The sequence below is a fragment of the Streptomyces sp. TBY4 genome (assembly GCF_024213195.1).
GTDB lineage: Bacteria > Actinomycetota > Actinomycetes > Streptomycetales > Streptomycetaceae > Streptomyces.
In genome coordinates this window covers 150925-164228 of sequence record NZ_JANAVF010000014.1, presented here as the reverse complement: position 1 = coordinate 164228, position 13304 = coordinate 150925, and the positions used below count along the sequence as shown (strand labels likewise).

Below are 13304 nucleotides of genomic sequence, written 5' to 3'. Positions count from 1 at the left end.
ACCTCCCCTCCGATCGGAGCGCCTTCGCCATGCCCATCGACCAGAAAACGCTGATCCACGGCCACGTGGCCCCCGGATTCGAGGCCGTCCGCGAGGAGTTCGCCCGCAACTTCGCCGAGCGGGACGAGCAGGGAGCGGCCGTCGCCGTGACCCTCGACGGCAAGCTCGTCGTCGACCTCTGGGGCGGCGCCGCCGACCCGACCCGCGGCATCGAGTGGGGCGGCGACACCCGCCAGCTGATCTTCTCCGGCAGCAAGGGCGTCCTCGCCACCGCGCTGCTCCTCCTCGTCGACCGAGGTGTCGTCGACCTGGACCTGCCGGTCGCCCACTACTGGCCCGAGTTCGCCGCCCGGGGCAAGGGGGAGGTGACCCTGCGCGAGGTGGTGACCTTCACGGCGCGGATGCCGGCCGTCGCGGCCGGGCTGACCCAGGACGACCTGGCGGACGCCGAGGCGATGGCGAAGCTGCTGGCCGACCAGCCGCAGGAGAGCGACCCGCGCGCGGAGGGCATCCTGTACGGCCCGTACGCGACGGGCTGGATCGTCGCCGAGGTGATCCGCCGCGCCGACGGGCGCCGGCTGGACCGGTTCTTCGCGGAGGAGATCGCCGGCCCGCTCCGGCTCGACATCTCCTTCGGGATCCCGCCGGAGCTGGAGCACACGGTGGCGCGCACCGAGTACGGGACGGGCTTCCGCGAGCAGTTCAGCGGCTACTTCACCAGCGAGGACCCGCTCACCCAGAAGATCTGGCAGAACCCGATCCCGTTCCCGGAGGACGAGGAGATCTGGAACCGCCCGGACCGCCGCCTCGGCCTGATCCCCGCCGCCAACGCCATCGGCTCCGCACGCGCCTTCGCGACGCTCTACAGCATCCTCGCCGCCGACGCGGCCCGCCCGTACGAGGAGCCGCCGGTGCTGCTCTCCCGCCGGCTCCTGGACGAGGCCAGGGCCCCGCGCGTCAGCAAGGTGGACCAGCTCATCAACGTCCCCATGGTCTACGGCGGGGGCGGCTACCGGCTGCGGACCAACCCGCGCCCGGGCGTCGACGGCGACTCCTTCGGCCACGACGGCGCCGGCGGATCGGCCAACCAGGCCTGGCCGCGCGCCCGCGCGGGCGTCTCGTACGTCATGAACCGGCTGATCGCCCTCGGCCCCGACGACAAGCGGGCCTCCTCCCTCGTCAAGGCCGTCGCGGAGTCCATGGCCGGCCTGGGCATCGGGAGCGGGGCGTGACCGGCGACGCCGGCGCCGGCACCACCGCCGACGGCGTACGGCTCCTCGCGCCGGACGGCACCCGGGTCGCCCACCCCGAGTACGCGATCGACCCGTCCCCGGCCGAACTGCGCTCCCTCTACCGCGACATGGTGCTGGCGCGCCGGTTCGACACGGAGGGGGTGACCCTCCAGCGGCAGGGCGAGCTGGGCCTGTGGCCCTCGCTGCTCGGGCAGGAGGCCGCCCAGGTCGGTTCGGTACGGGCCCTCGCCGAGGACGACCACGTCTTCCCCAGCTACCGGGAGCACGCCGTGGCGCTGGGCCGGGGCATGGACCCGCTCGCGATCCCGCGGCTCTTCCGCGGAGTCGACCACGGCGACTGGGACCCGCAGGAGCACCACTTCCACCTGTACACCCTGGTCATCGGCTCGCAGACGCTGCACGCGACCGGGTACGCCCTGGGCCTGGCCAAGGACGGTTCCGCCTCGGCCGTCGTCGCCTACTTCGGGGACGGGGCCACCGCCCAGGGCGATGTGTCCGAGGCCTTCAACTTCGCGGCCGTGTACGGCGCTCCGGTGGTGTTCTTCTGCCAGAACAACCAGTGGGCGATCTCGGAGTCCAACGAGAAGCAGACCCGGGTGCCGCTGCACCAGCGCGCCCAGGGCTTCGGCTTCCCCGGGGTCCGCGTCGACGGCAACGACGTCCTCGCGTGCCTCGCCGTGACCCGGTGGGCGCTGGAACGGGCCCGCCGCGGCGAGGGGCCGACGCTGATCGAGGCGTACACCTACCGCATGGGAGCCCACACCACCTCCGACGACCCGACCCGCTACCGGGACGCGGCCGAGGTGGACGGCTGGCGGGCGAAGGACCCGCTGCTGCGGCTCGAACGGCTGCTGCGGGCCGAGGGCGCCGCGGACGAGGCCTTCTTCGCCGAGACCGAGGCGGCCGGAGAGGCGCTGGCGGCCGAGGTCCGCGAGGGCGTCCGGTCCATGACCACGCCCGACGAGCGCCACCTCTTCGATCACGTCTACGCCGAACCGCACGCGCTGGTGGACGAGGAACGCGAAGCGTTCGAGGCCTACCGGGCGGCCTTCGCCCAGGAGGGATGAGATGACGACGACCACCACCACGCCGGCCGGCGCCGGCGAGCGGATGACCCTGGTGGCGGCGCTCAACGCCTCCCTGCGCGCCGTCCTCGCCGAGGACCCCAAGACCCTCCTCATGGGGGAGGACATCGGCCGGCTCGGCGGGGTGTTCCGGGTGACCGACGGCCTGCAGAAGGACTTCGGCGAGCACCGGGTCATGGACACCCCGCTGGCCGAGTCGGGCATCGTCGGCACCGCCATCGGGCTGGCGCTGAGCGGGTACCGGCCGGTCGTGGAGATCCAGTTCGACGGGTTCGTCTTCCCGGCGTACGACCAGATCGTCACGCAGCTCGCCAAGATGCACGCCCGCTCGCGCGGGAAGGTCCGGCTGCCGGTCGTGATCCGCATCCCGTACGGCGGCGGGATCGGCGCCGTGGAGCACCACTCGGAGTCGCCGGAGGCGCTGTTCGCCCACGTCCCCGGCCTGCGCGTGATGTCACCGGCCACCCCGTCCGACGCCTACTGGATGCTCCAGGAGGCCGTGCGCAGCGAGGACCCGGTCGTCTTCCTCGAACCCAAGCGCCGCTACTACGAGAAGGGCGAGGTCGACACCCGGCCCGCCGCCCGGCCCGGACCCGCCACCGCGCGCGTGGTGCGCGAGGGCACGGACCTCACGCTCGTGGCCTACGGGCCGATGGTCGCGACCTGCCTGAACGCGGCGGCGGTGGCGGCCGGGGAGGGCCACGAGCTGGAAGTGGTCGACCTCCGGTCCATCTCTCCGATCGACTTCGACACCGTCGCCCGCTCGGTCCGCCGGACCGGCCGGCTGGTGGTGGCGCACGAGGCACCGGTCTTCTTCGGCGCCGGCGCGGAGATCGCCGCCCGGATCCAGGAGCGCTGCTTCTACCACCTGGAAGCCCCCGTCCTGCGGGTCGGCGGCTACCACACTCCCTATCCGCCGTCCCGGCTGGAGGACGAGTACCTCCCGGGACTGGACCGCGTACTGGACGCGGTCGACCGCGCACTAGCCGCCTGAAGGGGCTGTTCACGATGACGGACACCACGGTCCGCAACCAGGAGTTCCGCCTGCCCGACGTGGGCGAGGGGCTCCTGGACGCGGAGATAGCCAGCTGGCACGTCGCCGTGGGTGACACGGTGACGGACGGCCAGGTGGTCTGCGAGATCGAAACGGCCAAGGCCATGGTCGAACTGCCCGTCCCCTTCGCGGGAGTGGTGCACGAACTCCACTTCCCGGAGGGAACGACGGTGAACGTCGGCGAGGTCATCATCACCGTGACCCCGCACGGGGCCGCGGGGGCCACCGGGGCGCCGCCCGCGCGGCAGCCCGTCCTGGTCGGCTACGGGGCGGCCGCCGCCCCGACCTCCCGCCGCCCCCGCCGCCCGGCCGGGGCCCTGTCCGCCCCCGGTTCTGCCCCGACCGCTCCCGGCTCCGCCCCGACCGCTCCGGGCCCCGCCCCGGCGGCCCCCGTCGACCGGCCGCGGGCGAAGCCCCCCGTACGCAAGCTCGCCCGCGAGCTGGGGGTGGACCTCGGCCGGGTGCGCCCCAGCGGCCCGCACGGGGACATCACCCGTGAGGACGTGCGTACGGCCGCCGCCACGGAGACACCGGCGGCGGCGGTCGCCCGCGGCGACGAGACGCGGATCCCCGCCGATTCCGTGCGCAGGGCGACGGCCCGGGCCATGACCGAGAGCGCCTTCGGAGCCCCGCACGTCACGGAGTTCGTCACGGTCGACGTCACCCGCACCATGAAGCTCGTCGAACGCCTGAGGAAGGATCCGGAGTTCGCCGGAGTCCGGGTGAGCCCGCTCCTCCTCGCCGTACGCGCCCTGCTCTTCGCCGTCCGCCGACACCCGGAGATCAACGCCTCGTGGGACGGGGAACGCCAGGAGATCGTCCTCAAGCACCGCGTCAACCTCGGCATCGCCGCGGCGACCCCGCGCGGGCTGCTCGTGCCCAACATCAAGGACGCGCACACCCTCCCCCTGCCACGGCTCGCGGCCGCCCTGGACGGCCTGGTGACCACCGCACGCGCGGGCCGCACCACTCCGGCCGACCTCGGCGGCGGCACCCTCACCGTGACCAACATCGGCGTCTTCGGCATCGATACGGGAACCCCGATCCTCAACCCCGGCGAGGCGGCGATCCTCGCCCTCGGCGCGATCGGCCCCCGCCCCTGGGTCCACCGGGGCAAGGTCGTGCCCCGCCAGGTCACCACGCTGGCCCTGTCCTTCGACCACCGGCTCGTCGACGGGGAGCTCGGCTCCCGGGTCCTCGCGGACGTGGCCGCCGTACTCCACGACCCGCGGCGGCTGGCCACCCATGGCTGAGGGCGCCGCACACCATCCACACGACACCCCCTGGGAGGGACCGTGAACGTGAGCACCGTCCGGGGGCGACCCGCCGCCGGGACCGCCGTGGCCGCAGCACGCCGGGTGTACGACGCCCACCAGGCCGTAGCCCTGCCGGCGAACGCCGCCGGCGTCGCCGCGATGGAGGGCCCGCTCGGCAGGGGCCTCCCCGTCCACCTGGCCACCTGCTTCTCCGCCCGGCGCTACGAACAGGCCGCGGCCGCCTACCTGGAGGCGCTGACCCGGGCCCGCGCCGACGGCCGCGACCTGGCCCCCCTGGCCTCCACGGTGGCGTTCGGGCTGCGCCCCCTGGACATCCGGATCGACGCGCTCCTGGACCGGGCCGGCGGCGAGGAGGCGAAGGCACTGCGGGGAACCGCGGCCCTGCTCGCGGCCCGGCTGGCCCGGCGGGCGAGCGCCCGGATCTTCGACCCCGCCGCCTCACCGGCCTGGCAGGCCCTCGCGGCCGCCGGAGCCCGCCCGCTGCGCCTGGTCTGGACGCAGCTGGGCGATCGCGCGCCCGCCGACGGCACCCGGCCCGACTACGCCGCCGAACTGGCCCGCACGGACACCGGACCGGCGCGCTCCGACCGGGGACTGGCCGCGCAGGCCCAGCACCTGGAGGCGTGCCTGCGCTGGTTCGGCATCCGTCCGGAGGAGGTCGTACGGGACCTGGAGGACGGGCCGTACGGCGGGCCGTACGGCGGACCGCAGTCCGCCGGGGGCGTGTCATGAAGCTGCAGGACTACGCCCGGGCCATCGGCCCGTCCCTCGCACCCCGCTCACCGACTCCCGCCGTACGCCCGCCGTCGCAGACTTCGCACCCACCCCGCCGGCCAGAGGCTCCGCGGCCCCCGCGACTGGGCGCGGCCACCGCCGTCGTCGCCCTCGGCGGGCTGCTGTTCGGCTTCGACACCGGGGTGATCTCCGGTGCGCTGCTCTTCCTGAAGGAGGACTTCGCCCTCACCTCCTTCCAGGAGGGGACGGTCATCTCGGCGCTGCTGCTCGGCGCGGCCGTCGGAGCCCTGCTCAGCGGGCGGCCCGCCGACCGGTTCGGCCGCAAGCGCGTCCTGATCGCCGTGGCGGCGACCTTCACGCTGGGGCTGGCCGCCGCCGTCACGGCCCGCGACTTCGCGAGCATGGTCGCGGCCCGCACGATCCTCGGCCTGGCCGTGGGCAGCGCCTCCACCGTGGTCCCGCTCTACCTCGCCGAGATCGCCCCGCCCCGCCTGCGGGGCCGCCTGGTGACCGCCAATCAGGTCCTGCTCACCGTGGGCATCCTGGTGTCGTACCTGGTGAACCTGGCCTTCGCCGGGAGTGCCGACTGGCGTGCGATGTTCGCGGTGGGGCTGATCCCCTCCGTGGCCATGCTGCTGGGCACCCTCTTCATCCCGGAGAGCCCGGAGTGGCTGCGCCGGCCCCCGGCCGCGGTCCCCGGAACGGCCACCGCCGCCGCGGGGACGAAGGCCCCGGCCCACCCCGCGGTGCGCCGCGCGCTGCTGATCGGGCTCACCCTGGCGGCAGTTCAGCAGTTCGGCGGGATCAACAGCGTCATCTACTACGCGCCGAGCATCATGGCCCGGGCCGGCCTGCCGGCGACCCACTCCATCCAGTACGCGGTCTTCATCGGTGTGGTCAACGTCGTGATGACGGTGGCCGCCGTCCCGCTGATCGACCGCGCCGGCCGACGGCCCCTGCTGCTGTGGTCGCTCGCGGGCATGGCCGTCTCGCTCGTCACCCTGGGCGCGGCGATGGGCGTCCCGCCCGGCCCGGTGGCCCATGTGATCGCCCTGATCTGCATGATCACGTACGTCGGCAGCTTCGCGATCGGGCTCGGACCGGTGTTCTGGATCCTGGCCGCCGAGCTGTTCCCGCCCGGTGCGCGGGCGCGCGGCGGAGCCCTGTGCGCGCTGGTCAACTGGGCCGCCAACCTCGTCGTCGGTCAGCTCTTCCTGCCGGTCGCCGACGCCGTGGGCGTGTCCTGGGTCTTCTGGGCCTTCGCCGCGGTGTCGGCGGGCGGGCTCGTCTTCGTACTGCGCCAGGTGCCCGAGACGAAGAACCGGTCCTTCGCCGAAGTCCAGGGGGCCTTGACCGCACGCTGACGCACGGCGGCGGCGCCGCGGAGGGGGCTTCCCTCCGCGGCGCCGCCTTCCGCCGTCAGGCCCCCGCTCCCGCTCCCGCCCCCGGCGGGGCGATCGCGGTCAGCAGCAGGTCCCACACCTGCTCGGCCGACGCCGCGTGCGGGCAGCAGTCCGTACGCGTCCCCGCGGGGCGGCGGCAGGTGGAGAGCTCGGTGCCCTCGACGAGCCGGACGATGAGCGCCTCGGCCACTCCGGGCGCCACGTCCGCCCGCAGGCTGCCCGTCGCGTGGGCGCGGGCGAGCAGCACCTTCAGGGCCGGCGCCCAGGTGTGCGCCTCGCTCCGGCCGCCGCCCCCGGAAGCGAGCCGCTCGCGCCGCAGCCGGGCCGCGGCGCGGGCCTCCACGCTGGTCTCCAGGCGCCGCATCAGTGTCGTGACGAGGGATCCCAGGGCCACCATCGGCGGATCGGGGCTGGTCAGCGCCTCGGTCACATGGCGGGCCGTGCTCGCCCGGCAGGCCGAGCCGACGGAGTCGGCCAGGGCCCTCTTCGTACGGAAGTGGAAGGTCAGCCCGCCGATCGAGGTGAGGGCGGTCTCGCTGATCCGCGAGAGCGACGCCCCTTCGTACCCCCGGTGCTCGAACTCCAGGGCCGCGGCCTGGATCAATGCGCTGCGTGTGCGGGCGGCGCGCTCCTGCATCTTCTGGATCTTTCTCTGCGGGCATGCGGGGACACCCCCCGGAGCATCCTGGCGGCGCGGGGCGCCCGCCGGGGGGCCGACTCCAGGAAGTAGGACCGGTACCGAGAAATAAAAGAGAACGTTCTCTATGCTTTTGCTGCCGGGAGTCGGCGTGGAGGACGAAGGGGGTATCGGCAATGGCCGTGACAGGAGCGACCGGTCGTGGACCGGCGGGCGACCGCACATCGGTCTCGGCGTTCAGCCAGGAGTTGTTCGCGCAGCTGCCGCGCACGGACCAGATGAAGTGGGCCGAGGTCTACCTGCGGGGACTGCTCGCGACGCGCGGGCGGAAATCGGTGCGCCGGATGGCCGAGACGGTCACCACGTCCGCCACCGCCTCGCAGTCCCTCCAGCAGTTCGTGAACACCAGCCCCTGGGACTGGAACGCGACCCGGCAGGAGCTCGCCCGCTGGATCGACGGCCGCTTCACCCCGCAGGCGTGGACGGTCGTACCGGCCGTGCTGCCCAAGCGGGGGAGCCACTCGGTCGGCGTGCACCGGCGGTTCGTCCCCGAACTCGACCGCACCATCAACTGCCAGCTCAGCGTAGGCCTGTTCCTGTCCGGAGGCCGTGAGCACCTGCCCGTCGGGTGGCGGCTGCACCTGCCGGAGCGGTGGACGAAGGACCCGGAGGCGCGGCGGAGGGCGCGGGTGCCGGACTCGGTCCCCTTCCGGCCGCACTGGGCCCACACGGTGGGCCTGGTGGACGCGCTGTCGGCGCATTCCTCGGTCGTGCCCGCCCCGGTCGTCGCCGACGTGGGCTCCACCCCCGACGCCCGCCCGGTCGTGGAACGGCTGAACGGCAGCGGGCACGGCTTCGTCCTCGCCGTCGCCGACGACCTGCAGCTGCTGCCCGACCCCTCACCCGTCCGCCCTGCCGGCACGGGCACGGGCGGCGGGCGGCCGGCCGCGGAGAGCGCCCGGCAGAAGCTGCTGCACAGCGGAGTCCGGCATCCCCACATCACGACCGTCGTCGGCCAGGACGGCCGCCCGCGGCGCGCCCAGGTGGTGTCGGTCCCGGTCCGGACCCCCGTCCTGCGACCCGACGGGACCCGCACGGTCGCCGCGGGCCTGCTCTTCGCGGAATGGGAGCCCGCCCGCCGCCGCCCCGGCCGCATCTGGCTCACCAACCTGGTCCACCGCCGCATGGAAGAGCTGCTGGCCCTGACGCAACTCCTCCAGGGCGCCGTCGACACGGTCGCCGCCATGGGCGAACACCACGGCATCCAGGACTTCGAGGGCCGCTCCTTCCCCGGCTGGCACCGCCACATGACCCTGGTCTCGGCCGCCTACGCCTACCAACGCCTGTCCGGCCCCCTGCCCGTGCCCGCCAGGGCCGCCTGAGGCGGGCGGTCGGTGGCCCGCGGCCGACCGCCGCCTTCCGTCACACCGTCAGGAACCGGGCCCGCAGGCGCGCCGTCGTGTCCGGGGTGATGCCGACCTCGTTCGTCAGGTAGGCGTCGACCGAGCCGTAGCGGGTGGTGAGGTCGGTCAGGGTCAGGCGCAGGATCTCGGCGGGCGCACGGCCGTACGAGGGCCAGCGCATGGTGCGGCCCGGGTGGGCGGCGTGCCAGTCGGCCGTCAGCCGGGCGGTGGCCAGCTCGGTCAGGGCGAAGTCCTCGAGGATCTGCTCCTCGTCCACGCCGAGGAGGGTCAGGAGGAGCGCGGCGATCAGCCCGGTGCGGTCCTTGCCCGAGGTGCAGTGGAAGACGGCCGGGCCCGGCCCCTCGGCCAGCAGCTCGATCGCGGCGCGGATCTCCGCGACCCCGTCCTCGGCGACCTCGGCGAACCGGTCCGCGAGGAACCGCCACGGGTCGGTGTCCGGGTCGATCTCGGCCTGGTCGTACGGCCGGTGCTCGATGCTGAGGTTGGCGTAGGTGAACCGACCGGGCTCCGGGATCCGGCCCTTCGCCTCGGCCTCCCAGGGGTAGCGCAGGTCGACGACCGTGCGCACGCCGAGCTCCAGGAACCGGTCCCAGTCGGCCCCCGCGAGCTTGCCGAGCGAGTCCGCCCGGTAGAGGGCGCCCCACACGACGGTGGAGCCGTCCCGCGTGCGGTAGCCCCCCAGATCGCGGAAGTTGTGCAGCCGTTCGAACTCGATGTGCCGGGTCATGCGCGGATCCCCCTGGATGCCGGTCGGACTGGGCCGTCTCTTCCGGATCCTGCCCGACCCGCGCCGCCCGGCACCACACCCCGGCGCGCCGAGACGGCCAGGGCTCAGCCCATCCGCAGGGCCGCGGCGAAGTCCATCTTGTCCTCCAGCCGGCTCAGGTTGCGTCCCGTCAGCGCCTCGATGCGGCTGATCCGGTAGCGCAGCGAGTTCACGTGCAGGTGCAGTGCCTCTCCGCAGCGCGCCCAGGAGCCGTCGTGCTCCAGGAAGGACCGCAGGGTCGGCACCAGGTCGGAGCGGTAGCGCCGGTCGTAGTCGGTCAGCGGGGCCAGCAGCCGGCGGCTGAACTCCCGCCGAACCTCGGCCGGGATCAGCGGCAGCAGCGCCATGACGTGCGCGGCGAGGTCGTCCGGCCCGCAGGCGGCGACCGGTTCCGAAGGGGCCGCGACCCGACGGGCGTTACGGGCCTGCGCGAGCGCGTGCCGCAGCTCCGCGGCCCCGCCCACCGGATCGCTGATGCCGAAGGCCAGCCGCTCCCCGGCCCGCAGCGCGCGCGGCAGCGGGCCGCCGGCGACCCGCGCGACCGCGTCGGGGGTCAGGGGCGCGTCCGCCGGGACCAGCACGAAGGCGACGGCCTCGGCCCCGCCCCCGCCCCCTTCCCCGGCCGTCGCGGCCATCCGCGCTCCGGCGTCCGGCCCCAGACAGCGCGGATGCAGCAGGATCTCCTCCAGCAGATCGCGTACGCCCGCCGCCCCGGGCAGCCCGTGCCCGCCCCGCGCCTCCAGCCCGGCCGACACGGCCTGCCAGAGCAGCCGGCCCTCCGAGGCCCCCGCCCCCGAGCCGCCGGCCCCCGCGCCGCCCGCCCCCGCCGTGAGCCGGGCCGCCGCCTCCTCTTCCTCGAGGAGCGCCCGCCCGTCCTCCCCGGCGGCGGCCGAACCGACCAGCGCCAGCAGCCGTTCGGCGGCCCGCCTGCGCACCGTGCGGTCGGTGTCGCGGCCCCCGCGCTCCACCGCGACCAGCCGCGCGAGCTGGTCCAGCAGGCCGAGGCGCTCGGAGCTCCAGTCGGCGCTGTCGGCCTCGACGGCGATCACCCAGTCGGTCAGTGCCGCACGGGGAGCGGACTCCTCTTCCTCCGCCCCGGAGCGGACCGGGAACAGCGAGAAGGCCGTCCCGCGCGCGACCGTACGGTGCGGAGCCGACTCGCCCGCCCGCCCGGCGGCCAGGAATCGCCCGGCCAGCGCCGAGGCCGTCTTCTCCGGCAGCGGCCGCGCGCCCGCGATCTGACGGCCGGTCGGGGAGAGGATGTGCGCGCGCAGGTCCAGCTCGGCCAGCAGCAGTTCGAGGAGGGCTTCGGAGCCCGCCCCCGCCTGCCGGTCGGTGCTGAAGCGCCGGTGCCGGTCCACGAGCGCGGCGAGGCCGCCGATCCGCTCCCCGGCCCGGCCGCGCGCCACGTGCTCGGTGACCGAGGTGAAGGCCACCTCCACGCCCACCGCGAGCAGCGGCAGCCCGTGCCGGGCGCAGGCCTCCACCAGATCGTCGGGAACGTGCCCGAACCGGGCCTCGCCCGCCCCCAGCGCCACGGCGCCCGCCTCCACGAGGACCCGGACGAACGCGTCGGACGGGTCGGACGCGTCGGACGCCTCGGACCCGTCGGACGGATCGGCCCCCGCGTCCCGGCGGTGCCAGGCCAGCCCCGACAGCACCAGGTCCCCGGGGGACACGAAGCGCCCGGGGTCGGGCAGGTCGATGGTCACGGTCCCGAGGACGGTCCGGTCGAGGTCCCGCTCGCCGCCGGGGAGGCGCAGCAGGCGCAGCAGACGGAGGTCCTCAGGCGCCTGGGCCTCATCGGACGACAGCAGATCACGCAGCCTCATGACCCCCACCCTGCCATGTGCCGCCGCGTTCCCGATCGCGACGTCTCCCCACTGAACCGCAGGTCAGGCCTTTACGTTGGGCTAATTCAACGGAAATCGGGGTGAGTTCGCGGGCCCTGTTTCATGGGATCGGTGGGTTCGCCGGGTACCGGGGCCGGAGTACGGCCGCCCCTAGAGCCCCATCGGGACGTGCAGTTCGACGACGAGCTCGACCTCGACGGGGGCGTCCAGCGGCAGCACGCTCACGCCGACCGCGCTGCGGGCGTGGATGCCCGCGTCGCCGAAGGCGGTGCCCAGCAGCTCGCTCGCGCCGTTGAGGACCCCGGGCTGTCCCGTGAAGTGCGGGTCGCTGGCCACGAAGCCGACCACCTTGACCACGCGCTTCACGGCGGACAGGTCCCCGGCGACGGAGGTGACGGCGGCCAGCGCGTTCAGCGCGCACTGCTGCGCCAGCTCCTTGGCCTGCTCCGCGGTCACCTCGGCGCCGACCTTCCCGGTGAGGGGGAGGGCCCCGTCGACCATCGGGAGCTGGCCCGAGGTGTACACGTAGTGCCCGCTCTGCACGGCCGGGACGTAGACGGCGACCGGCTCTGGGGTCGGCGGGAGCTTCAGCCCGGCGGCGGCGAGGCGCTCTTCGGGGGTGCTGGTCATGATCGGATCTCCTGGGGGGCGGGGAGGGCTACTGAGCAGCGGAGGCGTCGGATACGGAGGCGGCCGCGTCGGGGGACCCCGGCCGCGGGAAGAGGATGACCGGCTTGATCATGCCCGGCTCCTTGGCCGCGAGCCGCCCGAAGGCCTCCCCGACACGGTGGAACGGAAACTCGTGCGTGGTGATCACCGTCGGGTCCACCAGCCCGTCCCCGATCAGGTGCAGCGCCCGCGCGAGCCGCGCCCCGCTGCTCTGCGGCGGCCGGCACCGGGCGTACGTGAGCCTCCCGCCCCGGGAGAGCCCCCCGCGGGCGGCCCGCGCGGCGGCCGGCTCGGCCGTCGCCATGATCGCGCGGTCGGCGCCGGCGCCGCCGGTCAGTTCGAGGATCCGCTCGGCGGTGTCCTCGTAGGCCGGGTCGATCACCACGTCGGCCCCGAACCGCAGGGCGAGGCGCTGGCGCTTCATCTCCGGCTCCACGGCGATGACGCGGGCCCCGCGCAGCCGGCCGGCCGCGATGGTGGCGCTGAGTCCGACCGCGCCCTGGCCGAAGACGACGACGCTCCCGCCCGGGGGCGGCCCCGACTCCTCGGCGGCGGCGAAGCCGGTGGGGAGCGCGCCCGCCGCGTAGAGGGCCTGGTGGTCGGTGATGGCATCGGGGAGCGCGACCAGTCCGGCCCCGGCGGCCGGGGCGCGGAAGAACTCGGCGAGCCGCCCGTGGCCCTCGACGCCGACGCGCCGGCCGACGTAGGACGGGCAGACCCCGGGGCCGACCTCCTCCACGACGCCGACGGCCTCGTGGCCGAGCCCGCCGGGCGCGGGGCCGGCGGTGTGCCCGTCCCAGGCGCAGATGAGCGCGGCCGTGGTGCGTACGAGGACCTCGCCCGGCCCCGGTTCGGGGACGGGCCGGTCCAGTACGGCGGGCGGCTCGCCGGTACGGCGCAGCGCGAAGGCCTTCACGCGTCTCCTTACTACGTCGTCACACGGTCAGGTTTCCAACCATGCGGGTACGGATCCGGCCCGGCGGGGGGCCGTAGGTCGGGACCTGGCGGGCCGACGGTCGGCACTTCCTTCTGCCGCTGGGCCCGTCCCGGGCGTCCAGTCCGGGTCCGTGCCGGTCCCGGCGCGGGCGGGCGCGGGTCGAGGGCAGGACCCGGGCCGGCCCGGCCCGTATGCCGTCCCCGTCCCGTTC

General features: G+C 74.9%; 12 protein-coding genes. 7 read left to right on the top strand and 5 right to left on the bottom strand.

Annotation, left to right across the window (positions count from 1 at the left end):
- Positions 1–29: 29 nt before the first annotated feature.
- The 6 genes from NLX94_RS28710 to NLX94_RS28685 are packed head-to-tail and all read left to right on the top strand — an operon-like array spanning position 30 to position 6768.
- Positions 30–1232 carry a serine hydrolase domain-containing protein gene (locus NLX94_RS28710; protein ID WP_254385996.1) on the top strand — a complete coding sequence of 401 codons (1203 nt, stop codon included), beginning with the start codon at positions 30–32 and terminating at the stop codon, positions 1230–1232.
- The gene (gene pdhA / locus NLX94_RS28705) at positions 1229–2320 is read left to right on the top strand and encodes a pyruvate dehydrogenase (acetyl-transferring) E1 component subunit alpha (protein ID WP_254385995.1); all 1092 of its coding nucleotides are present in this window, start codon (positions 1229–1231) and stop codon (positions 2318–2320) included. The genes NLX94_RS28710 and pdhA overlap by 4 nt, the downstream gene beginning before the upstream one ends.
- Position 2321: 1 nt before the next feature.
- On the top strand, positions 2322–3332 hold the full coding sequence (locus tag NLX94_RS28700) for an alpha-ketoacid dehydrogenase subunit beta (RefSeq protein ID WP_254385994.1): 1011 nt from the start codon (positions 2322–2324) through the stop codon (positions 3330–3332).
- A gap of 14 nt (positions 3333–3346) precedes the next feature.
- Positions 3347–4645 carry a dihydrolipoamide acetyltransferase family protein gene (locus NLX94_RS28695; RefSeq protein ID WP_254385993.1) on the top strand — a complete coding sequence of 433 codons (1299 nt, stop codon included), beginning with the start codon at positions 3347–3349 and terminating at the stop codon, positions 4643–4645.
- A 42-nt stretch (positions 4646–4687) separates the two neighbouring features.
- Positions 4688–5401, top strand: a complete 714-nt coding sequence (locus NLX94_RS28690; RefSeq protein WP_254385992.1) for a hypothetical protein — start codon at positions 4688–4690, stop codon at positions 5399–5401.
- Positions 5398–6768: an MFS transporter gene (locus tag NLX94_RS28685; RefSeq protein WP_254385991.1), complete on the top strand. Its 1371-nt coding sequence runs from the start codon at positions 5398–5400 to the stop codon at positions 6766–6768. Before NLX94_RS28690 ends, NLX94_RS28685 begins: the two co-directional genes overlap by 4 nt.
- Before the next feature lie 55 nt (positions 6769–6823).
- Here the strand turns inward: NLX94_RS28685 and NLX94_RS28680 are convergent, their stop codons facing one another.
- Entirely contained in the window at positions 6824–7444 is a 621-nt protein-coding gene (locus NLX94_RS28680) for a TetR/AcrR family transcriptional regulator (protein ID WP_254385990.1), read from the bottom strand.
- A gap of 176 nt (positions 7445–7620) precedes the next feature.
- Here NLX94_RS28680 and NLX94_RS28675 point away from each other — a divergent pair, with 176 nt between their 5' ends.
- A complete protein-coding gene (locus tag NLX94_RS28675; protein WP_254385989.1) occupies positions 7621–8826 on the top strand; it encodes a transposase in 1206 nt (401 codons plus the stop codon).
- A gap of 40 nt (positions 8827–8866) precedes the next feature.
- Here NLX94_RS28675 and NLX94_RS28670 read toward each other — a convergent pair whose 3' ends face one another.
- The 4 genes from NLX94_RS28670 to NLX94_RS28655 all read right to left on the bottom strand — a co-directional run bounded on the left by NLX94_RS28670 (position 8867) and on the right by NLX94_RS28655 (position 13072).
- Positions 8867–9595, bottom strand: coding sequence for a tyrosine-protein phosphatase (locus NLX94_RS28670; RefSeq protein WP_254385988.1), 729 nt, complete (start codon positions 9593–9595; stop codon positions 8867–8869).
- A gap of 104 nt (positions 9596–9699) precedes the next feature.
- Entirely contained in the window at positions 9700–11466 is a 1767-nt protein-coding gene (locus tag NLX94_RS28665; RefSeq protein ID WP_254385987.1) for a PucR family transcriptional regulator, read from the bottom strand.
- A gap of 171 nt (positions 11467–11637) precedes the next feature.
- On the bottom strand, positions 11638–12117 hold the full coding sequence (locus NLX94_RS28660) for a RidA family protein (protein ID WP_254385986.1): 480 nt from the start codon (positions 12115–12117) through the stop codon (positions 11638–11640).
- 28 nt (positions 12118–12145) lie between these two features.
- Positions 12146–13072, bottom strand: a complete 927-nt coding sequence (locus NLX94_RS28655) for a zinc-binding dehydrogenase (RefSeq protein ID WP_254385985.1) — start codon at positions 13070–13072, stop codon at positions 12146–12148.
- Between the last annotated feature and the right edge of the window lie 232 nt (positions 13073–13304).

What these genes read in the sequence shown, in the direction of transcription:
- NLX94_RS28700 (WP_254385994.1), top strand. Translation starts at nt 2,322, where the DNA reads ATGACGACGACCACCACCACGCCGGCCGGCGCCGGCGAGCGGATGACC.
- NLX94_RS28695 (WP_254385993.1), top strand. Translation starts at nt 3,347, where the DNA reads ATGACGGACACCACGGTCCGCAACCAGGAGTTCCGCCTGCCCGACGTG.
- NLX94_RS28660 (WP_254385986.1), bottom strand. Translation starts at nt 12,117, where the DNA reads ATGACCAGCACCCCCGAAGAGCGCCTCGCCGCCGCCGGGCTGAAGCTC.
- NLX94_RS28670 (WP_254385988.1), bottom strand. Translation starts at nt 9,595, where the DNA reads ATGACCCGGCACATCGAGTTCGAACGGCTGCACAACTTCCGCGATCTG.
- NLX94_RS28685 (WP_254385991.1), top strand. Translation starts at nt 5,398, where the DNA reads ATGAAGCTGCAGGACTACGCCCGGGCCATCGGCCCGTCCCTCGCACCC.
- NLX94_RS28680 (WP_254385990.1), bottom strand. Translation starts at nt 7,444, where the DNA reads ATGCAGGAGCGCGCCGCCCGCACACGCAGCGCATTGATCCAGGCCGCG.
- NLX94_RS28665 (WP_254385987.1), bottom strand. Translation starts at nt 11,466, where the DNA reads ATGAGGCTGCGTGATCTGCTGTCGTCCGATGAGGCCCAGGCGCCTGAG.
- NLX94_RS28675 (WP_254385989.1), top strand. Translation starts at nt 7,621, where the DNA reads ATGGCCGTGACAGGAGCGACCGGTCGTGGACCGGCGGGCGACCGCACA.
- NLX94_RS28710 (WP_254385996.1), top strand. Translation starts at nt 30, where the DNA reads ATGCCCATCGACCAGAAAACGCTGATCCACGGCCACGTGGCCCCCGGA.